The organism is Bacillus sp. DC4300-2b2 (genome assembly GCF_049895685.1).
In the GTDB taxonomy this organism is placed as follows: Bacteria; Bacillota; Bacilli; order Bacillales; family Bacillaceae; genus Bacillus; species Bacillus safensis.
The window spans coordinates 69,882-87,872 of sequence record NZ_JAFCSW010000007.1 but is presented as its reverse complement, the minus strand read 5'-3'; the positions used below and the strand labels follow the sequence as shown (position 1 = coordinate 87,872).

The 17,991-nt window shown below is 41.8% G+C and carries 24 protein-coding genes, 2 tRNA genes and 1 rRNA gene; 10 read left to right on the top strand and 17 right to left on the bottom strand.

What is annotated here, in order from left to right:
- The 3 genes from ACP69X_RS17965 to ACP69X_RS17955 form a co-directional block, all read right to left on the bottom strand.
- Window positions 1-99: ribosomal RNA gene (locus ACP69X_RS17965) — 16S ribosomal RNA — on the bottom strand; the annotation flags it as partial.
- A 133-nt stretch (window positions 100-232) separates the two neighbouring features.
- A tRNA-Gly gene (locus ACP69X_RS17960) sits at window positions 233-306 on the bottom strand.
- A gap of 11 nt (window positions 307-317) precedes the next feature.
- Window positions 318-394, bottom strand: a tRNA-Arg gene (locus ACP69X_RS17955).
- Between the two features lie 369 nt (window positions 395-763).
- On the opposite strand from ACP69X_RS17955, the gene gltP reads away from it, so the two are divergent.
- Window positions 764-2,014, top strand: coding sequence for a glutamate-aspartate/proton symporter GltP (gene gltP, locus ACP69X_RS17950; protein WP_426052945.1), 1,251 nt, complete (start codon window positions 764-766; stop codon window positions 2,012-2,014).
- 36 nt (window positions 2,015-2,050) lie between these two features.
- Here the strand turns inward: gltP and ACP69X_RS17945 are convergent, their stop codons facing one another.
- Complete coding sequence (locus tag ACP69X_RS17945) at window positions 2,051-3,070, bottom strand: S66 family peptidase (RefSeq protein ID WP_041089293.1); 1,020 nt, start codon at window positions 3,068-3,070, stop codon at window positions 2,051-2,053.
- 70 nt (window positions 3,071-3,140) lie between these two features.
- The gene (locus ACP69X_RS17940; protein ID WP_041089290.1) at window positions 3,141-4,016 is read right to left on the bottom strand and encodes a DMT family transporter; all 876 of its coding nucleotides are present in this window, start codon (window positions 4,014-4,016) and stop codon (window positions 3,141-3,143) included.
- A gap of 297 nt (window positions 4,017-4,313) precedes the next feature.
- On the opposite strand from ACP69X_RS17940, the gene ACP69X_RS17935 reads away from it, so the two are divergent.
- Window positions 4,314-5,039, top strand: coding sequence for an AzlC family ABC transporter permease (locus tag ACP69X_RS17935; RefSeq protein ID WP_305961120.1), 726 nt, complete (start codon window positions 4,314-4,316; stop codon window positions 5,037-5,039).
- On the top strand, window positions 5,036-5,362 hold the full coding sequence (locus tag ACP69X_RS17930) for an AzlD domain-containing protein (RefSeq protein ID WP_426052944.1): 327 nt from the start codon (window positions 5,036-5,038) through the stop codon (window positions 5,360-5,362). Before ACP69X_RS17935 ends, ACP69X_RS17930 begins: the two co-directional genes overlap by 4 nt.
- Before the next feature lie 36 nt (window positions 5,363-5,398).
- Here the strand turns inward: ACP69X_RS17930 and ACP69X_RS17925 are convergent, their stop codons facing one another.
- Both ACP69X_RS17925 and ACP69X_RS17920 read right to left on the bottom strand, forming a co-directional pair.
- The gene (locus tag ACP69X_RS17925) at window positions 5,399-6,061 is read right to left on the bottom strand and encodes an O-methyltransferase (RefSeq protein WP_251220246.1); all 663 of its coding nucleotides are present in this window, start codon (window positions 6,059-6,061) and stop codon (window positions 5,399-5,401) included.
- Window positions 6,062-6,209: 148 nt separating this feature from the next.
- The gene (locus ACP69X_RS17920) at window positions 6,210-6,395 is read right to left on the bottom strand and encodes a CsbD family protein (RefSeq protein WP_034665964.1); all 186 of its coding nucleotides are present in this window, start codon (window positions 6,393-6,395) and stop codon (window positions 6,210-6,212) included.
- 126 nt (window positions 6,396-6,521) lie between these two features.
- On the opposite strand from ACP69X_RS17920, the gene ACP69X_RS17915 reads away from it, so the two are divergent.
- Window positions 6,522-7,073, top strand: a complete 552-nt coding sequence (locus ACP69X_RS17915; RefSeq protein ID WP_041089284.1) for a GNAT family N-acetyltransferase — start codon at window positions 6,522-6,524, stop codon at window positions 7,071-7,073.
- A 4-nt stretch (window positions 7,074-7,077) separates the two neighbouring features.
- Here the strand turns inward: ACP69X_RS17915 and ACP69X_RS17910 are convergent, their stop codons facing one another.
- Window positions 7,078-7,665, bottom strand: coding sequence for a LysE family transporter (locus ACP69X_RS17910; protein ID WP_073979600.1), 588 nt, complete (start codon window positions 7,663-7,665; stop codon window positions 7,078-7,080).
- 110 nt (window positions 7,666-7,775) lie between these two features.
- Between ACP69X_RS17910 and ACP69X_RS17905 the strand changes: the two genes are divergently transcribed.
- Window positions 7,776-8,339 (top strand): helix-turn-helix domain-containing protein, encoded by a 564-nt coding sequence (locus tag ACP69X_RS17905; protein WP_041089280.1) that lies wholly within the window; start codon window positions 7,776-7,778, stop codon window positions 8,337-8,339.
- Window positions 8,340-8,466: 127 nt separating this feature from the next.
- On the opposite strand, the gene ACP69X_RS17900 is transcribed toward ACP69X_RS17905, so the two are convergent.
- The 5 genes from ACP69X_RS17900 to ACP69X_RS17880 all read right to left on the bottom strand — a co-directional run bounded on the left by ACP69X_RS17900 (window position 8,467) and on the right by ACP69X_RS17880 (window position 11,904).
- Window positions 8,467-9,519 carry an LLM class flavin-dependent oxidoreductase gene (locus ACP69X_RS17900; RefSeq protein WP_024425426.1) on the bottom strand — a complete coding sequence of 351 codons (1,053 nt, stop codon included), beginning with the start codon at window positions 9,517-9,519 and terminating at the stop codon, window positions 8,467-8,469.
- Between the two features lie 17 nt (window positions 9,520-9,536).
- A complete protein-coding gene (locus ACP69X_RS17895) occupies window positions 9,537-10,160 on the bottom strand; it encodes a nitroreductase family protein (RefSeq protein WP_073979601.1) in 624 nt (207 codons plus the stop codon).
- Complete coding sequence (locus ACP69X_RS17890) at window positions 10,144-10,617, bottom strand: MarR family winged helix-turn-helix transcriptional regulator (RefSeq protein ID WP_041089276.1); 474 nt, start codon at window positions 10,615-10,617, stop codon at window positions 10,144-10,146. The genes ACP69X_RS17895 and ACP69X_RS17890 overlap by 17 nt, the downstream gene beginning before the upstream one ends.
- A 107-nt stretch (window positions 10,618-10,724) precedes the next feature.
- Window positions 10,725-11,267, bottom strand: coding sequence for a dihydrofolate reductase family protein (locus ACP69X_RS17885; RefSeq protein ID WP_041089274.1), 543 nt, complete (start codon window positions 11,265-11,267; stop codon window positions 10,725-10,727).
- 85 nt (window positions 11,268-11,352) lie between these two features.
- Complete coding sequence (locus tag ACP69X_RS17880; protein ID WP_073979603.1) at window positions 11,353-11,904, bottom strand: TetR/AcrR family transcriptional regulator; 552 nt, start codon at window positions 11,902-11,904, stop codon at window positions 11,353-11,355.
- Window positions 11,905-12,052: 148 nt separating this feature from the next.
- Here ACP69X_RS17880 and ACP69X_RS17875 point away from each other — a divergent pair, with 148 nt between their 5' ends.
- The 3 genes from ACP69X_RS17875 to ACP69X_RS17865 all read left to right on the top strand — a co-directional run bounded on the left by ACP69X_RS17875 (window position 12,053) and on the right by ACP69X_RS17865 (window position 13,676).
- Window positions 12,053-12,676 carry a GNAT family N-acetyltransferase gene (locus ACP69X_RS17875; protein WP_064498155.1) on the top strand — a complete coding sequence of 208 codons (624 nt, stop codon included), beginning with the start codon at window positions 12,053-12,055 and terminating at the stop codon, window positions 12,674-12,676.
- A gap of 68 nt (window positions 12,677-12,744) precedes the next feature.
- Window positions 12,745-13,140 (top strand): VOC family protein, encoded by a 396-nt coding sequence (locus ACP69X_RS17870; protein WP_024425420.1) that lies wholly within the window; start codon window positions 12,745-12,747, stop codon window positions 13,138-13,140.
- Complete coding sequence (locus tag ACP69X_RS17865; protein ID WP_327842333.1) at window positions 13,137-13,676, top strand: GNAT family protein; 540 nt, start codon at window positions 13,137-13,139, stop codon at window positions 13,674-13,676. Before ACP69X_RS17870 ends, ACP69X_RS17865 begins: the two co-directional genes overlap by 4 nt.
- On the opposite strand, the gene ACP69X_RS17860 is transcribed toward ACP69X_RS17865, so the two are convergent.
- Window positions 13,673-13,942 (bottom strand): YesK-like family protein, encoded by a 270-nt coding sequence (locus ACP69X_RS17860; protein WP_268502559.1) that lies wholly within the window; start codon window positions 13,940-13,942, stop codon window positions 13,673-13,675. The two genes, ACP69X_RS17865 and ACP69X_RS17860, sit on opposite strands and share 4 nt — an antisense overlap.
- A gap of 54 nt (window positions 13,943-13,996) precedes the next feature.
- Between ACP69X_RS17860 and ACP69X_RS17855 the strand changes: the two genes are divergently transcribed.
- A complete protein-coding gene (locus ACP69X_RS17855) occupies window positions 13,997-14,470 on the top strand; it encodes a GNAT family N-acetyltransferase (RefSeq protein WP_039176786.1) in 474 nt (157 codons plus the stop codon).
- On the opposite strand, the gene ACP69X_RS17850 is transcribed toward ACP69X_RS17855, so the two are convergent.
- The 3 genes from ACP69X_RS17850 to ACP69X_RS17840 all read right to left on the bottom strand — a co-directional run bounded on the left by ACP69X_RS17850 (window position 14,465) and on the right by ACP69X_RS17840 (window position 17,230).
- Window positions 14,465-15,250, bottom strand: a complete 786-nt coding sequence (locus tag ACP69X_RS17850) for a GNAT family N-acetyltransferase (protein ID WP_366204461.1) — start codon at window positions 15,248-15,250, stop codon at window positions 14,465-14,467. The genes ACP69X_RS17855 and ACP69X_RS17850 overlap by 6 nt on opposite strands.
- Before the next feature lie 140 nt (window positions 15,251-15,390).
- Window positions 15,391-16,593, bottom strand: a complete 1,203-nt coding sequence (locus tag ACP69X_RS17845) for an MFS transporter (RefSeq protein WP_058837406.1) — start codon at window positions 16,591-16,593, stop codon at window positions 15,391-15,393.
- Between the two features lie 31 nt (window positions 16,594-16,624).
- Window positions 16,625-17,230, bottom strand: a complete 606-nt coding sequence (locus ACP69X_RS17840) for a TetR/AcrR family transcriptional regulator (protein WP_041089258.1) — start codon at window positions 17,228-17,230, stop codon at window positions 16,625-16,627.
- 308 nt (window positions 17,231-17,538) lie between these two features.
- Between ACP69X_RS17840 and ACP69X_RS17835 the strand changes: the two genes are divergently transcribed.
- Window positions 17,539-17,991 carry a MarR family winged helix-turn-helix transcriptional regulator gene (locus tag ACP69X_RS17835; protein ID WP_426052943.1) on the top strand — a complete coding sequence of 151 codons (453 nt, stop codon included), beginning with the start codon at window positions 17,539-17,541 and terminating at the stop codon, window positions 17,989-17,991.

Sequence of the window (17,991 nt, the reverse complement as noted above, 5' to 3'; positions counted from 1 at the left end):
GCTAACATCCGGGAGCAAGCTCCCTTCTGTCCGCTCGACTTGCATGTATTAGGCACGCCGCCAGCGTTCGTCCTGAGCCAGGATCAAACTCTCCGAAAAAGTACAAAACCGAAGTTTTGTTTTTCGTCAGCGTTTGACTGACTACCTATGAAGTATCATAGGATTTTTTTATAAAAACTCGAATTAACAGGTACGTTTTGTCTTGTTTAGTTTTCAAAGATCATGTTCAAAATGGAGCGGGTGATGAGAATCGAACTCACGACATCAGCTTGGAAGGCTGAGGTTTTACCACTAAACTACACCCGCGTGGTTTGTATTGGCGCGCCCGAGAGGAGTCGAACCCCTAACCTTTTGATCCGTAGTCAAACGCTCTATCCAATTGAGCTACGGGCGCTTAATCAGGCGACTTAATTATCTTAACATATCGTTTTTATTAAGTCAACATCTTTTTAAAATTTGTTTGCCGCATCCGTGTGAACGTCTGTGTTTCAAATACGTCATCAGCGACGAATAAAAATATACCATGGATCACATCAAAGGGTCAATACATTTTTCTAAAAAAGTTTCATGTTTTTTAAAATTGATTTTTTCTTAGATCAATAGACATGTAATAGCCCTATTTTCTTCTCTTCCTTCATAATTCCAATGATTCTTAAATAAAATCTTTCTAAATACAAAGGAGGACAAAACATGGCCACATAGAATTTTTATTTATTGGAAAATTCTTAATATTTTTCCAATCATTTAAAGGAGGTAGGAGATGATGAAGAAGTTTATCGCTTTTCAAATCATGATCGCTTTGGTAATAGGGGCTCTTATCGGCCATTTCTTCCCTGACTTCGGAATGGCCCTCAGGCCAATAGGAGATGGATTCATTAGGCTGATTAAAATGATCGTTGTTCCAATCGTTTTTTCTACCATTGTTATTGGTGCAGCCAGCAGCGGCGGCATGAAGAAAATGGGCAGCCTTGGATTAAAGACAATCATTTGGTTTGAGGTCATCACAACCATCGTTCTTGGGATCGGGCTATTATTGGCAAATGGTCTAAAGCCTGGCGTTGGTCTCGATTTCTCTAAATTAGCTAAGAAAGATATTGGGGAATTAGATGGTTATACTGAGAAGGTCGTTGACTTTAAACAAATGGTATTAGATATCATTCCAACCAATATCGTCGATGTTATGGCTCAGAATGATTTACTTGCTGTCATTTTCTTCGCCATATTATTTGGTGTAGCGGCAAGCGGCATCGGTAAAGCATCTGCTCCTGTTCTCACCTTCTTTGAATCAGTGGCACAAATCATGTTTAAGCTCACACAGATGGTGATGGTAACAGCACCTATTGGGGTTCTTGCATTAATGGCTGCTTCTGTCGGCCAATATGGCATTGTTTTATTAATCCCAATGATGAAGCTTGTCGGGACTGTTTTTTTAGGATTATTCATTATTCTCTTTGCTTTATTCCCTCTGGTCGCACTGATCTTCCGTTTTAACTACTTCGAAGTATTAAAAATGATTTGGGATTTGTTCCTTGTTGCCTTCTCTACTACGAGTACTGAAACTGTCCTTCCTCAATTGATGGAACGAATGGAGAAATACGGGTGTCCAAAAAGAATCGTTTCCTTCGTGATTCCATCTGGTCTTTCTCTCAATTGTGATGGATCAAGTTTATATTTATCAGTTGCCTGCGTATTCCTTGCACAAGCGTTTGGTGTCGACATGAGTCTGTCACAGCAGCTTTTGATGATGCTTGTTCTTGTGTTAACGAGTAAAGGGATTGCAGCTGTGCCATCCGGTTCACTCGTTGTTCTTTTGGCAACTGCTCATGCAGTCGGTCTTCCTGCAGAAGGCGTTGCCATTATAGCCGGTGTTGACCGAATTATGGATATGGCACGAACAGGCGTGAATGTTCCAGGGCATGCCGTTGCTTGTATTGTCGTATCTAAATGGGAAAAGGTATTCCGTGAGTCAGCTTGGGAAGTTCCTAAAGCAGGTGAAGAAACAAAAGGGATGTAATGTTAGTATGAAGGAAAGGGTTCGCCCTTTCCTTTTTTATGCTAAAAACGTTTGCTTTAGTACGGCTTTTCCTTGAGGATGCAGCTGCACTTCTGCATATGCCCCATTAATCAGCGTCATTTGCGGCGGGACATGCCCACAATCTATATCGTAAAAAATGGGGATTTGTAGTTCCTTTTGTAATTCTTCATATACATCCTGATACTGATACCCTTCAACAGGCACATCTACTGCACTTCGCCCAAACATCATACCTGAACAGTGATCAAACCACCCTGCTAGTTTTAATTGAACAAGCGATCTCTTCATGCTTGCAGCATTTAATGCGCAGTTTTCGAAATACCAGAGAATCGGTTCGCCCTTTATGAATGTTTCCTGAAAAGCTTTGACGTCTCCAAAAGGTGTCCCTGCTAAGTGACGTATAATATCAATGCAGCCACCCATCAGTCTTCCCTTCACTGTCATTTCTTGTTGATCAACAGTATGCCATGCGGTAGGTTCTGTTAAATGAAAGACATGTTTACTCGGATTATCATGCTGCCATTCCTTTTGATACATAGATGATGAAAACTGGGTTATCTCCGTCTCCTCTTTTGCGGAAAGTGTTCGCTCCCACATGGCAGTCGTTTGATCAAGCTCTTCTCCTCTTAGATCGACTAAGTTCGGTCCATGCGCTGTGGCAATGCCTGTTTTTAATGTGAGCGCCAGCAGGAGTGCACTCGTATCTGAGTAACCTAGTATCCACTTTTTTTGCATGGATGAGAAATCAAGGTGCTCTAACACTTCCATAAGCAGCTGTCCTCCCCATGGCGGGATGATGTGGTCAATTTCATCACATGTCATCATGTACTGAAGTTCGTTTGCTCGTTCTATCGCAGGGGCAGATTTTGCCTTTTCCTGCTGCCAGACCGTCTCTCCACATAAGACATCATAGCCTCTTTTTTTCATTCGTTCACATGAAAGCTGAAACATGTCATGCAAAGATGGCTGTACACCTGAGGAAGGTGCTGTGACGCCAATTGTTTGTCCTTTTTGCAAATGCGGAAATTGTATCATTCTACTTCCCTCCAACCTCTTACCCTATCCATTTTAGAAAAAATGTCCCTTTTATAAGGGACATCTCTTCTTATTCTTTTTGGCGCAGTACAGTATAGACTCCTGCAAAGATACATAGAATCCCAATGAATGAGCGTATCCCCATCTCTTCACCTAAAAGCAGCCAGCCAAGAGCTGCCCCTACGATCGGTTGAAAGAAGAAGAACAAACCGCCGCTCGAGGCATCCATCAATTGAAGCCCTCTATTCCACAAAAAGAATGCAAGAGCTGTTGAGATGATGCCTAGATAGAGAATACCGCCCCAAATCTCCGGTCTTGCCATCTGCTCCACATCTAGGTGAGGTAAACGAAAGAAAACAGGTGGTGTTAAGACAATGAATGCAATGATGATCGCATATGTGGTCGTCACCACTTGAGGGTACTTTCCTGGAACTCGTTTAAGCAAAACAGACATGAGCGCCCATGTAAAAGCAGCGACGACAAGTGAGAGACCGCCAATAAATTCATCTGTTTGCACTGCGACTGGTCCAATCATGAGCCAGACACCTGCTGTCGCAAGCAGGATGGATGCGCATTTTCTAACAGTCATGGCTTCTTTTAATAGAAAGAACGCAAACAGCACCATAAAAGCAGGGGTAGCAGATGTAATCACAGCCCCCATTTGTGCAGATGTATACATGGTGCCGATTTCTTGGGTTACAATTGATAGGAAATTTCCGATCAATCCGATCAATATAACAAGCGGGATATCTTTTTTATCTAATCGAAAGGAATAGCCCAAGCGCCATATGGTGCACACAAGCACAATTCCTGCTACAGCATATCTCATCCATACAAGCTCAAGCGGCGGAACCACCGCTACAGTTACTTTGACAACAACGTACATACCGCCCCAAATACTTGCAGCGATTGCTAGGTAAAGGGCGCCTATATATTTTTCATTCATCTTTTCCCCTCCGTTACTGGATATATTGATCGCCATATCCACAAACGGAGATCACTCTCCGTTATGGACGGAGGGTATTTGGTACATCATGTTCAAATAAAGGCTTCCATTGCATTGTCGTCACCTCATTTGTTTTTATTTTCAGACTACTTTATAACAAATTCTGGTCGACTTCAATCCTTTTTTGTCACCATTTTTCTTCATATAATAGAAGATAAACGGGTCTTGACATGCTGAATTCGTTTTCATATAGTAAGTAAAACTATAGGTGGTCACGCAGAAAAGGAGTAGAGGTCGTTGGATATTGAAGCGAGGAAACACATTCCCAGCACGGAACACGAACCATTTCTCGAGGGAATAAAAGATTGTGTGCCAACCCTGCTTGGTTATATGAGTATCGGGTTTGCCTTTGGAATTGTTGGAATTAGTGCACAGTTGAGCTTATGGGACATTGCACTTCTAGCAATCTTTATTTATGCTGGTGCTTCACAGTTTATTATCTGTGCACTGCTTGTCACGGGAAGTCCCCTTTCCGCTATTATTCTCACTACATTTATTGTGAATCTGCGTCATTTATTACTCAGCCTGACGCTGGCTCCTCATTTTACACGCTACTCTTTAAAACAAAATATCGGATTCGGTCTCTTGCTGACTGATGAATCCTTTGGCGTAGCCATGAATAAATTAGCTCAGCATGGAAAGCTGAATAACCGGTGGATGCACGGGTTGAACATAACGGCGTATTTGTGCTGGATTGCCGCCTGTGTACTTGGCGGCATTTTTGGACACTGGATTTCAAATCCTGAAGCGCTTGGTCTTGATTTTGCCCTATCCGCTATGTTTGCTGCACTGCTGGTTCTTTCTTTGCAAACTGTGCCTAAAAGTAAGTTAACCCATCGTCTGTCACTTGTTTTGTATATGGTCATTGCGATGTTTGTCCTGCTTCATTTTGTTCCCTCACACGTGGCTGTTCTGTTAGCCACCATGATTGTCGCAACCATTGGGGTGGTGACAGATAAATGATCAGCAGCTTTATGTTATGGCTCATTGTTGGTTGTATGATCGTCACCGTCATTCCGAGAGTCGTACCCTTTATATTTGTACGAAGTATTCAGCTGCCTGAAATGGTGCTGAAATGGTTATCGTTTATTCCTATTTGTATCTTTACAGCTTTGATTGCAGAGCATCTCTTCATCCATACAACAACAGGCACAGGCGTCACTATCCATTGGATGTATCTTGCTGTCTTGACTCCCACTGTACTCATCGCTGTTTGGACAAAAAGCTTGTCACTTACTGTTCTTGTCGGCGTCATGCTGATGGGCACTGCTAGATGGTTTTTCTAAAAGAAAAAGCTTAACCACATGTGGTTAAGCTTTGTTTCATTTGACGATTCCGTATACAAATCCATCATAACCTTTTTCACCAACAGTTTGAATCGCTGTTGCCTCTATTCTCGGTTCTTGTTTGAGTAAATCAAAAAATTCACGAGTTCCTTGCACTCGTTCATCCCCACTAGAGTCATGAAGGACTGCTCCATTTCTGATGACATTGTCCGCAATAATGACTGTTCCCTTTTTTGAGAAATCTAACGCCCACTTTAGATATTTCGGATTGTTTGGTTTATCTGCGTCAATGAAAATCAAATCGAATGGAAGCGCAGCCCTCTCTTTTAACTGAGATAACGTATCTAATGCCTTTCCTTGCAAAATGCTCACTCGTTCCGATAAGCCCGCTCTACTGATGTTTTGCTGTGCGATCTGTACATGATGGCTGTCAGCCTCTAATGTGATGAGTTCTCCATCCTCTTCAAGAGCACGCGCAAGCCAAATAGTACTGTATCCACCAAGTGTCCCGATTTCTAAAATGCGCTTTGCATTCTTCGTTTTTGCTAATAAATAAAGCATTTTCCCTTGGGCTGGTGACACATCAATTGCTGGCAGACCTGCTTGCTTATTATGAGTAAGGGCTTGCTCCAATACGTCATCTTTAGGAATCAACTTGTCTGTGATATACTCGTCAACTTTCTCCCACACGTGCTCCATTTCATCCATCTCCCTTGATCATGTCTTCTATCTCAAGTCTACATGATGATCGTGAGAGCGTATAATCAATTCTTTTCACACATCTATTCATTTTTTTGATGAAAGACATGTGATGATGAATACATGGAGCAACGCACTGGTTTCGGATCTACTCGTTCAGCTTATTTTTGACATCGCCTTTTTTATCTTGAAGTTTTCCTTTTGCTTGATCCTTTTTCCCTTCTGCTTTCAGGTTTTGATGATCCGTTGCTTCCCCAAGCTTTTCTTTGACTTGCCCTTTGACTTGATTTGTTTTTCCTTTCGCTTTATCCATATGTCCTTTTTCTTCACTCATTTGTTCCACCTCCACGTTTGATACTATTTATTTAGCCTTTTTGAAAGATACAAAACATCTGAGTGTGCGATGTACACGTTTCAGGTATGATAGACATACTGGAAAGAAGGGTGGGTGTTCTCATCAATGATCATCTCTGAAAAGATATTCACAGTTCGTGGGCTGACCTATCATATTCGGTCCGCTTCAATGGCCGATGCCAAACAGTTATCAGCTCTCAGACTGAAAATCGATGGTGAAACAGAATATTTAGACCGTGAACCAGGCGAAGCCTTTCTTGATGAAAAAGCATTTGAGGCTTTGATTGAAGAGGATACCAAGCAAAGCCGGCATTTATTTTTGGTCGCTGCTATTGAAGGAAAGATTGTCGGTTTTTCAAGATGCGAGGGCCATGCACTCAAGCGCTCTGCTCACAAAGTGACATTAGGCGTCGCCATCCAGAAAGATGCTTGGGGCTTTCACATAGGGAAAGAGCTTTTAGCCGCTTCAATTGACTGGGCAGATCAGCAGGGCATTCAGAAGGTGTCTCTTCATGTGCTTGAAACGAACAAAAAAGCCATTCGGTTATATGAGAACCATGGATTTTTGATAGAAGGTGTATTAAAAAACGATAAACGGCTGAGTGACGGATTATATTATGATACTGTTGTGATGGGAAGGCAGCATCCTAGTTCCTGACCGCTTACATGACATAGCTCCATATCATCGAAATCGCACTGTATATCAGAAGCACCCCCATCACATACTGGAACGGTCTTTCATAAGCAGTCAAAAAGCGCTTATACAAAGAGCCAAATAAGCTCCAGCTGAATGTACCGAGAAAGCCAATAAGTGCGAGAATCAGCGTCCATATGACATACTGCATATTAGATTGTCCATATGGCAAAACAAATGTTGAAATCACAGTCAATCCATACAAGATGGCTTTTGGATTGATAAATTGCAGCATCATACCAGGGATAAAATGATTGTAGCGATCAAGTGTTTCGTCATCCCCGCCTTTACTTTTCATGATTTTGACCGCTAAATAAATCATGTATGCGGCTCCGATGAACGCCATGACCCAGCCTATTTTCGGCATCACTTGATAAAGAATGATATTAAAGAAGCAGCTCAAACACAAAATAACGAGAAAACCGATACCCACACCTAAACAAAATCGAAATGTTTGCTTGACCCCATATTTATTCGTAAAGACCATGGCCATGATGTTGTTTGGCCCTGGGGTAAAGCTGCTAACAAAAGCATAGATCAACATAGATACAATCAAGATGACGCCTCCCTTATACGTTATTTAGACTTTAATTACTTTATTGCGTATATTACGTTTTATTGTAACGTTCAGTCTTTATAAAGTAAATAGAGAAAGGAGCTTTTTTCATGGAAGACGTACAATCCATTATTTCTAAAAACGTGAGGCTTCTTAGAGATCAAAAAAAATTAAGCCTCGAAAAGATGGCAGAATTAACTGGTGTCAGCAAGACCATGATTGGACAAATCGAAAGAGGAGAATCAACCCCTACCATCACGACTTTGTGGAAAATCGCCAACGGATTAAAAGTATCTTTTAGTGAGCTCATTTACGCACCACAGCCTGAAATCAAGGTGGTACGCAAGGAGGATGCGCAGGTTTTAACTGAGGACGACGGCCGTTATCGTGTGTACACGACTTTCCCCTTCGATGACAGGGGGAAATTTGAAATGTACCGAGTAGAAATTGATCGAGGCGGGTCGCTGCGTGCGAGTGAACACATTGGGGGAACAGAGGAATTGATCACTGTTTTTGAGGGAGTTCTTGATTTATCTATTGGTGATGAACAATACACCTTAAAAGCTGGAGACTCTATTCGTTTTAAAGCGGACCGGACGCACACGTATAAACAAACCGGAGAACAAATGGTACGGATGCAAATGATTCTTTATTATCCTCATGAAAAAAGCTGACAGGCTTGTCCACCTGTCAGCTTTTTGTTTTCTTTAATTAAATCCCGGATCGCGTACCACGTATCACACTGATCCTTAAGCATAAGAAAAGGCCGATCAAGCCTACTCTCTTGATCGGCCTTTTTATTTATTTTTGCTCTGCTTCCCAGCGGGCAACCTCTTCTCTTACTTTAGGAGCCACTTCTTTTCCAAATAGCTCAATGGCTTTTAGCACTTGATCATGCGGCATTGAACCAACCGGTACATGAAGCATAAAACGTGTGATGCCTACATTTTTTCTAAGATGAATGACTTTCTCTGCCACGGTATCTGGATCTCCTACATACAGCGCCCCTTCTAAAGTTCTCGCTGCATCAAACGTAGAACGAGTATAAGGTCCCCAGCCTCGCTCTCTCGCTAATGTGTTCATCACATGCTGTGTGGATGGGAAAAATTGATCTGCTGCCAGGTCTGTTTCTGCCGCAACAAATCCATGAGAATGTGATGCTACAGTTAATTTTTCAGGGTCATGTCCAGCGTGCACTGCCGCTTGCTTGTACAGCTGAACGAGCGGTGCGAACTGTCTTGGACTTCCGCCAATGATTGCAAGTACAAGCGGTAATCCTAGTAATCCAGCACGTACGACGGATTCACGGTTTCCTCCACTGCCGATCCAGATTGGAAGCGGATCTTGAACAGGTCTTGGGTACACCCCAACATCCTGAATGGATGGGCGATGCTTTCCGCTCCATGTTACACGCTCTGACTGCTGTAATTTCAACAGCAAATCAAGCTTTTCTTCAAATAATTCTTCATAATCATCAAGGTCATAACCAAAGAGCGGGAATGATTCAATAAATGAACCACGGCCTGCCATAATTTCTGCACGTCCGTTTGATAGTCCATCTAGCGTTGCAAAATCCTGAAATACACGAACAGGATCTGCTGATGAAAGGACTGTCACTGCACTTGTCAGACGAATATTTTTTGTTTGTGTTGCTGCAGCCGCTAAGACGACAGCTGGATTCGATGCGGCGAAATCCTCACGGTGATGCTCACCTACGCCAAATACATCGAGACCGACTTGATCTGCTAAAATAATTTCTTCTACTACTTCTCGAATACGCTGTGCGTGACTGACTGTTTTTCCTGTTTGAAAATCAGGTGTTGTTTCGACAAATGTACTAATTCCTAGTTCCATGATTGGAACCCCCTATCTTATAAATATGTCACAAATTCAGAAACTGGCTTTCTGTAGCCTCTCGCCTGTCTGCTCTCTACTTTTTCTTTTCCGAGTGTAATCATTAACACAGGAACCAAATCTGATGTAATGTTTAATACCTTTTTCATTGCTTCGGGATCAAAACCGATCATCGGGCAAGTATCCCAGCCTTTATTTTTAGCGGCAAGCATGAACAGCATGGCAGATAATGAAGCATTGCGTATCGCCTCTTCCTTCTGGAAATCTGCCCCTCTCTGCTCATAAAAGCTCACGGTCTCTCTAACCATTTCTTCATATTGCTGCGCATTGATAATGCCTAGCATTTTCAGTCCTTCATATATGTTCCCTGCGTGCTCATAAGCGTTTGGATCTCCGAGTACGATGATCGCTGCTGAAGCAGAGTGCACTTTATATTGTCCAAATGCCGCTTCTCTTACTTGTTCTTTCATCTCTTCTGTTTGGACGACAACATATTGTGTGTGCTGTAAGTTAAAAGCAGATGGTGCCAGCTTGACCTCTTCAAATATGCTGTTAAGCTCTTCTCTCGAAATCGAGATATTTGGCAAAAAATTTGATGCAGATCGTCTTTCACGTACCAATGTATCAAAGCTGAGTGTCATCTTGTTTCCCCTTTTCGCGAAGTTGTTTTGCACCTAAACCGATTTTTTTTAGTAATTCAATGAGCTGCTCTTTTTCTTCTTTTTCAATAAAGGATAGATTTTGCGAAATGACCTCTGTGTGTTTAGGGAAAATGTCGTCAAACAATTGCTTCCCTTTTTCCGTAAGCTTTACATGAAATACCCGCTTATCTGAAGGCGCACATTGCCTTTTCACCAGTTCTTGTTTTTCTAGTTTGTTCACGACATATGTCATGCTTCCACTTGGGATTGACAAGATGTCGCTAATTTTTTGAACAGGCTGAGGTCCTTTACTGTAGAGCAATTCAAGGATCTGAAAGTTTTCAAATCCGATATCATAACGTTCAATGTCTTTTTGGATATTTGTAAAAAGGGCTTGATAGGCTTTCATCCATACGCGGAATAGCCTTAAATCTAATTCATGATCATGCTGCACCATGGCAACTACTCCTTTTTCAAGAAATCCTAAAACTAGGATGAATTTATCCTAACACTAGGATATTTTCTTGTCAATGAGTTTGTTTCATGAAAAAAGACCACCTTGGTTCAGTGGTCCTCTTCTTTTAAGATGAAATGCATTTCAGCAATTTGTTTATATTGATGTACTTCCTGTAATGAAAACTTGGATTCCAGATCCGCCGGTGAAAAGAGAGGAATTCCTCTTCCAATGATGACAGGTACGATTTGAAGAAAAAGCTCATCCACCAATCTTTCTTTTATGAAAGATTGAAGCAGTCCCCCGCCGCCGACAATCCAAATATTCCGGCCTGTTTCATTCTTTAATTTTTTCACAAATGATAAGACATCTTCGCGAATGATATGGGTTCCTTCCAGACTGTCTTGTAACGTACGTGACATGATATAACATGTCTTTCCTTCATAAGGAAACTCATCTGGTGACAGCTGAAGAATCTGTTCATATGTATTGCGCCCCATGATCAGTGTATCGACTGACGCATAAAAGGTGTCGTAGCTCGTTTCATCTTCGCCCTCTGTCCCTATGAGCCAATCGAGCCTGTGATCCTCTCTCGCTAAATATCCATCGATACTCATCGCCCCATAAAAAAGCAGTTTTCTTTTCTCACTCAATCCCACCACTCCCTTACTTCAAATAAGAACATATATTCTATTTTATCAAAAAGGAAAGACAAAGGCTACATAACTTTCTCCCTTTTTACGATTCCTGTTCCACCTTGACGAGAAGCTCGTATAATTTATGCGCGAGCTTGCCGGCTTCAATGGTCATTTCTTCATGAATCCATTCCTCGAGTACCCCCACGACACCAGACACGACAAAAGAGGCCTCTATTTGTTCATTCTCTGTAATAGGACGCTGATCAAGCTGCCACTCTTTCATGATTTTTTCTTTGAAAAAGGCTTTGAATTGATTGGTCGTTGGGCCATTTGGTTTTACAAATAACGTCAACATATACTGATTCTCTTTCAAGTATTCAGCCGTTTTGTTTAAAAAGGAAAGCATATCAAGAGGGTCCTGACTTGGAAAGGTTTCATCATATAACCCCCCGAGCTGATCGAATAGTTCTTTCTCAAGCTGTTCATGTAAATCAAACACATCTTGATAGTGCAAATAAAAGGTTCCCCTGCCTAAATCCGCTTTCCTTGATAGCTCTGATACCGTAATCTGCTGCACTTCCTTTTCCTTTAACAGCTCAAGGAAGCTTTCCCGAATGGCTCTTTTTGTTTTGATCGTTCGTCTGTCCTTCATGAAATCCCCTCCGTTTTTGAACAATCAGGCGCTAGCTGTCTAATTATGAACAGGTTATCATCCATTGCCGATGTTCGATCTCTTTACTTCTTATTATAATCAACACATGTTCAATAATATATATCTGTTCAAAAAAGGAGGCCATCATATGCTTCATTTCAGACTTGCCAGAGAGGATGAACTGCCTCAAGTGGCAGAGTTGTTAGATGATTCGTTTCAGGACTATTCATTTTTTGACTTATTATGTGAAAAGGTCTCAAAGCGCTCTGCTTTCGCTCGTCAGCTGCATTTGGTCAATACAAAGGTGTATTTTCAGCATCAAATCTGTTTTGTCGGGGTTGAGAACGAGAAGGTTGTGTCTGCTGCCCTTTTAAAGCATCCGCATCTTCCTGAACCAGGCGTCATGAATTATGTATTGTCAGGTGGGTTAAAGCTGCTCTTCACTGGCGGTATATCGGCCATTCAGCATGTGTTCCGTGTTTTAAAGGAGGCAAAAAAAGCGTGTTCTTCCTTAAAGCAGCCTTACTGGTATTTAGAAGCACTTGTCGTGGCAAAAGACCAGCAAGGAAAAAAACTCGGAAGCCGCATGTTAAAGCAATGCCTTTTTCCCTTTATCGCCCGGCAAGGCGGCGGACTGTTCACACTGATTACACACAACGAGGCCAATCGTCATTTCTACCGAAAAAATGGCTGGATGGAGTTTGATGAAAGGGTATTGCGCGGAAAGGAAATATCCTTGGAAAGCTGGAGCTATAAAACCGTGATTAAATAAGGTATCCTCTTCAGGTGATGATATAATAGAGTCAGTTCAATCAATGATCATACTTGGAGGAGAGACTGATGATACGACGACTTGATCATATCGTGTTGACTGTACAACATATGGAGGACACCATTCGCTTTTATACGAACGTATTAGGGATGAAGGAAGAAACTTTTGGTGAAGGCCGTAAAGCGCTTCGTTTTGGTTTACAGAAGATCAACCTTCATGAAGCTGGTCATGAATTTGAGCCAAAAGCGGCTCATCCTCTTCCTGGATCTCATGATTTGTGCTTTATCACCGATTTAGACATGGACAGTTTGCTGCTGCACCTCCGGAAGCAAGTGGTCCCGATTGAAGAGGGGCCGGTCAGACGCACCGGTACATTAGGTCCAATTGAATCTGTTTATATCCGTGATCCTGATCTGAATTTAATTGAAATCTCTCGATATATAGAGGAGGGTGATCCGTCATGACTCGTATATTTTTGAGACCGATTGAAGAGCAAGATTATCCTGGTATTCAAAGAGGGTGTCAGCATGCAGAAACACTTCATATGACTGGTACACGAAAAACGTTCACACTAGAAGAAATTCGATCCGCCTATACCCGTTTTTTGCAAGATGACAGCAGACGAGATTTCGCCATTTGTCTGCTGGATACGAAAGAGATGATTGGGGATGCGGCGATTGTGGACATTGATCCAATCAATCATACGGCAAGCTTCCGCATTGCGCTTCACGGGCCGGAGCATTTTCAAAAAGGCTATGGCACTGAAGCTGTTCGGATGGTTCAAGCATTTGCCTTTGACACATTAGAACTCAACCGTCTTGAGCTTGAAGTCTTTTCCCACAATCCAAGGGCCTTTCGAAGCTATGAGAAAGCCGGATTTCAATATGAAGGAAAAAGACGCCAAGCGCTCTATTTCAACGGTACATACTCAGATGTCATCATCATGGGCATCCTTCGTAAAGAATATAAAAACATGATGAATACAGATGCTCCTGCTTAAGAAGGGTCATCTTTTTTAAAAAATTGAATCCCAGTGACGATGATTAAACAAATAATGGAAGAGAGAACGATAGAGACGCTTGATAGACTGAGCGCCATGCCTTCCCATCTACCAATAAAGAGACTGACAATCAATAAAACCAAACCAAATAAAATCAAGCATATAGGGACTATGGACCCCGCATGACGCTGCCGGCTTCTTTTCCCTGCCCACCATGAGAGACACAAAATAACGATTGTAAAAATAGCTGTTTGCAGCCAAAACATGTGATATCAACTCCCATTCTCTTTTTTGAACCTTTAACAACGGAGGTACTTCAAATGAACATTAGACCCATCGAGCAAAAAGACAATCCGTATATCGCAGCGATTATCCGCCAGTCACTAGAATCAGCGAATCTAGCAATTGAAGGAACAGCCTACACTGACCCCCAACTTGACCAGCTTTTCGAATATTATCAATCATTGACTCATGCAGCCTATTGGATTGCTGAAGAGCATGGTGAGATTGTGGGTGGTGTAGGGATTGCTCCATTCACAAATGGAGTATGTGAATTACAAAAGCTTTATTTAAGTCCAAAAGCACAAGGAAAAGGTGCGGGCAAAAAACTGATGGATACGGCGCTGGAATATGCCTCTACATACTACGAAGCGTGTTATTTAGAAACCCGCCGAGAATTAACAGCGGCTATAGGCCTTTATCAGCGATACGGCTTTTCTCTTCTTTCAGAACCGCTTGAAGGCTCCGAGCATTCTGCAATGGATGCTTGGTATCTCAAGACCTTCTCATCATGAACCATAAAACAATCGATAGGTTTTGATCCTCTGAAAGCCTAACTTCTCTGCTAGTTTGATTGAAGCTTGGTGATGGACATCGCAATCCCAATGCGGTGTCCTCTTTTTTTCATGACAGATGCTGATCATATGCTGAGCTGCCAGCAGCGCCAAACCTTTTCCTCGATAAGTCTCATCTGTCCAAATATCTATCTCTGCACGATCCTCACTTGAAAAAATAGAGACACACTCACTCACCACGTTCTCTCCATCTAAAATGGCAATCCCGATTCCCTTTGATAGAAAGCGAGCTGTTTCTCCCCAATAGGCTTCGTAATAGCTAGGAGGAAAAGCCCTGCTTGCAGTCATCACCTGCTCATTTGTCCGCTCTACTCTATAGCCTGGATAAGGTGCAGAGATATGAGAATGGGCCTGTGAATAAACGTACGCATGTCTTTCCATTTCATTCAGATATAACCCAAGACATTTTTTCATCAACGCATCTGTTAATGGGTTTGCTGAAAATATGGTGAATCGGGCATTTTGTCTTTTCTGCCTTTCGTACACATCCACAATGAAGGCTGAACAGCGTAACAGCTCCGCTTCACTCCTTCCTGCCACATAATAAATGCCGCATGAAGCTTCGAGAAAATATACAAGCGGATGCGCTTTATCATCTACATAAAGATGCCCTTGTATGACGCCATCCATGACTGCATCTACAAACACTGGATATGCCGGATCGATCTGCCTAATTCCTTTTTTCATTGATGGTATCTTTTGCCGCTCCAAGAGTTGCATGTTTTTTCCTCCTTCCCTTCCATTATAAAGAAAAAGCTACTGACATACAGGACTCTTTTTAGCAAAAGGAATTCTTCTGCATCAATGGCGGAATTTAAAAAAGAGACCTTAGTTAAAAGGTCTCTTACTTCTGCATGACATTATTCTGCCGCTGCCTCTTCTGTCACTTTTCCCTTCCAAATCAGGGTTAAGCCTAATCCAAGAAATAAGACAACACCTGCGAATAAAAATGGGAAGTGAATATTTTGGTCGAATAAGATGCCGCCAAGTGCCGGCCCGAAAATCGTACCTAGGCTTGTGTAGGTAGAGTTCATTCCTGCGACAAATCCTTGCTGGTTGCCAGCGATTTTGGATAAGAAGGTCGTTAATGCTGGACGCAATAAATCAAACGCAAGGAAAATGACACATGTGACAATCAAGACAACCAAAAAGCCTGACACGACGGTTGAAACGAAAGCAAGGACAGCCCCGATAATCAGACATAGCTGAATGACTCTTTTTTCTCCTAGGGTATTTACCAGTTTACCAAACACAAGTACTTGGATGATGACTGCTACAATCGAGCTGACGGTAATGATCACGGCAATATCTTTTGGACCAAATCCAAACTTATGATTTGTGAACAAGCTAAAGACTGTTTCATATGCAGATAATCCAAATGCGAGGACAAATACAATGATAAAGGCGATGAGGTAGCTAGGATGAATCGATTTTTTCAAATCTTTAAAGAAAGTCGATTCTTTCACTTCATTCATTTGCTTCTCTCGCTCTTCTTTTGTTAAAGGCTCCTTCAGCATAAACATAGACGAAATGACGGCAATAAACGCAATCCCTGCTGCAAAGAAGAATGGCAGGCGTACGCCGTATTCTGCAATAAACCCGCCAATTCCCGGACCAATGATAAAACCAGTACTAATGGCCGCAGAAACATAGCCCATCGCCTTTGATCTTTCTTGAACGGTCGTAATATCTGCGACATACGCAGTGACAGCAGGCATGATAAATGCCGCACTAATTCCGCCTAGAAGCCTTGCAACATACAGAACGTACACGTGTGTTCCAAGACCAAAAACGAGTTCCGATAACGCGAAGAGGAACAGCCCAGACACAATCATTATCTTTCTTCCGTAGCGGTCTACCCATCTACCTGCAATCGGTGATGCGATGAGCTGAGCAACGGCAAACGCCGCCACAAGGTATCCCATCGTACTTCCTGTTAGATGCATCACATTCATGAATAGCGGCATGACAGGAATAATGAGACCAATGCCTAAAAACGCAATAAAAATATTACTCAATAAAATAACGAGTACAGCTTTTTGCTCACGAATCGGTTTTTGCATGATGTTTGTTTCCCCTTTACTGACTCACTTGTTACTCATGATGGTTGATTCCGTGAATAAACAATGAGATCGCCTCTTTTTGTAACTCTTTCTTCTGCTCAATGGTGTCATTTTTATATAACACGTCTAATCCATAAAAAACGGAAAGTAATATTTTCACTTTTGACTCCACATGCTGGATCGACCAGCTGCCATCTTCATTTCCCTCAAGTAAGATATCTCTCATCACATCATCAAAATCGACATCAATCTTGTTCAGCCGTTCCATGACTTCGTCTGATGTAAAGGCGCTGGCGCAAAATTCCTCACTCGCTCTCATTAATGGGTAGTTAATCCCCATTTGACTGAGCAGCTCTGCAAATCCGGCAAGCTTTTCAATAGCTCGGTTCAGTGTTTTCTTTTCCTCATGCCACGTTTCCATCATCAAACGATGATCCTCTTCCATAATATGAAGAAACAAAAACTCTTTTCCTTTGAAATGATGATAGAGATTGCCTTTACTCACCTCAGCAGCCTCTAAAATATCGCGCACGGATGTTTCTGAATAACCTTTTTTCGCAAATAAATCACGAGAAGCGGTGACGATTTTTTGCTTCGTCTTCTCACTCTTTCCAGCCCCGCTTTGTGTACTTGTCATGTGTCACAATCCCTTTCTACCCTACATTTCTTAATGCGAACAAAATAAAACCGACCAGTTGGTTTATTTTTTATTATAAATGGATTTTCCTCATAATACAATGAAAAAGGCATCGATTCATAAGGCGTAATTCATGTGAGAACAAACAAAACAGTCATCTGCTCTATCATTAAAAAGGACTTATACGCATTTTTCTTATGCACCTTTTCATGGCTGCCTTGGCCTACTACGTGTTCATCATTCATTTAATTTCCCTTTATATTTAACTTCACTTAAATATAAAGAGTGCCTATAATAGAATAGAGGTGATGTCATTGGATGAGGAAATTATTCATTACAGTAAAAAAATCATTGAATACTCGAATGCTCTAGGCTCAATTTATGTAGAAGAGTATCAGCGATTTTTAAAACATGAGTATGCAGATTTATCAGCCAAACAAGAACTGACGCTTGAGCTACTGCGCACGAAAACGAGAACAATCAATGAATTAGCTGATTACTTTTCGATTTCTGCCAGCGCAGCTAGCCAGCTTGTATCAAAGCTTGAGCAGCTCGGCTATGTCAAACGGGAAATTAATCCACATAACCGAAGAGAAATCATTGTTGATTTTGCTCAAAAGGGCCATGACTATCACAAGAATACGGAAGACATTCAATTGCACCTTATTCAAAAATACTATGCAAAGCTTCCAAAAGAAGATTTAAAAACATTACTATCTCTTTACGAAAAAATCTATCAGATTGCGAAAGAAGCGCCTTAA

Excerpts from the sequence above, each read along its gene's own strand:
- gltP (WP_426052945.1), top strand. The coding sequence starts at position 764 with ATGAAGAAGTTTATCGCTTTTCAAATCATGATCGCTTTGGTAATAGGG.
- ACP69X_RS17945 (WP_041089293.1), bottom strand. The coding sequence starts at position 3,070 with ATGATACAATTTCCGCATTTGCAAAAAGGACAAACAATTGGCGTCACA.
- ACP69X_RS17940 (WP_041089290.1), bottom strand. The coding sequence starts at position 4,016 with ATGAATGAAAAATATATAGGCGCCCTTTACCTAGCAATCGCTGCAAGT.
- ACP69X_RS17930 (WP_426052944.1), top strand. The coding sequence starts at position 5,036 with ATGATCAGCAGCTTTATGTTATGGCTCATTGTTGGTTGTATGATCGTC.
- ACP69X_RS17925 (WP_251220246.1), bottom strand. The coding sequence starts at position 6,061 with ATGGAGCACGTGTGGGAGAAAGTTGACGAGTATATCACAGACAAGTTG.
- ACP69X_RS17920 (WP_034665964.1), bottom strand. The coding sequence starts at position 6,395 with ATGAGTGAAGAAAAAGGACATATGGATAAAGCGAAAGGAAAAACAAAT.
- ACP69X_RS17915 (WP_041089284.1), top strand. The coding sequence starts at position 6,522 with ATGATCATCTCTGAAAAGATATTCACAGTTCGTGGGCTGACCTATCAT.
- ACP69X_RS17905 (WP_041089280.1), top strand. The coding sequence starts at position 7,776 with ATGGAAGACGTACAATCCATTATTTCTAAAAACGTGAGGCTTCTTAGA.
- ACP69X_RS17900 (WP_024425426.1), bottom strand. The coding sequence starts at position 9,519 with ATGGAACTAGGAATTAGTACATTTGTCGAAACAACACCTGATTTTCAA.
- ACP69X_RS17895 (WP_073979601.1), bottom strand. The coding sequence starts at position 10,160 with ATGACACTCAGCTTTGATACATTGGTACGTGAAAGACGATCTGCATCA.
- ACP69X_RS17890 (WP_041089276.1), bottom strand. The coding sequence starts at position 10,617 with ATGGTGCAGCATGATCATGAATTAGATTTAAGGCTATTCCGCGTATGG.
- ACP69X_RS17880 (WP_073979603.1), bottom strand. The coding sequence starts at position 11,904 with ATGAAGGACAGACGAACGATCAAAACAAAAAGAGCCATTCGGGAAAGC.
- ACP69X_RS17875 (WP_064498155.1), top strand. The coding sequence starts at position 12,053 with ATGCTTCATTTCAGACTTGCCAGAGAGGATGAACTGCCTCAAGTGGCA.
- ACP69X_RS17870 (WP_024425420.1), top strand. The coding sequence starts at position 12,745 with ATGATACGACGACTTGATCATATCGTGTTGACTGTACAACATATGGAG.
- ACP69X_RS17865 (WP_327842333.1), top strand. The coding sequence starts at position 13,137 with ATGACTCGTATATTTTTGAGACCGATTGAAGAGCAAGATTATCCTGGT.
- ACP69X_RS17860 (WP_268502559.1), bottom strand. The coding sequence starts at position 13,942 with ATGTTTTGGCTGCAAACAGCTATTTTTACAATCGTTATTTTGTGTCTC.
- ACP69X_RS17855 (WP_039176786.1), top strand. The coding sequence starts at position 13,997 with ATGAACATTAGACCCATCGAGCAAAAAGACAATCCGTATATCGCAGCG.
- ACP69X_RS17850 (WP_366204461.1), bottom strand. The coding sequence starts at position 15,250 with ATGCAACTCTTGGAGCGGCAAAAGATACCATCAATGAAAAAAGGAATT.
- ACP69X_RS17845 (WP_058837406.1), bottom strand. The coding sequence starts at position 16,593 with ATGCAAAAACCGATTCGTGAGCAAAAAGCTGTACTCGTTATTTTATTG.
- ACP69X_RS17840 (WP_041089258.1), bottom strand. The coding sequence starts at position 17,230 with ATGACAAGTACACAAAGCGGGGCTGGAAAGAGTGAGAAGACGAAGCAA.
- ACP69X_RS17835 (WP_426052943.1), top strand. The coding sequence starts at position 17,539 with ATGTCATTGGATGAGGAAATTATTCATTACAGTAAAAAAATCATTGAA.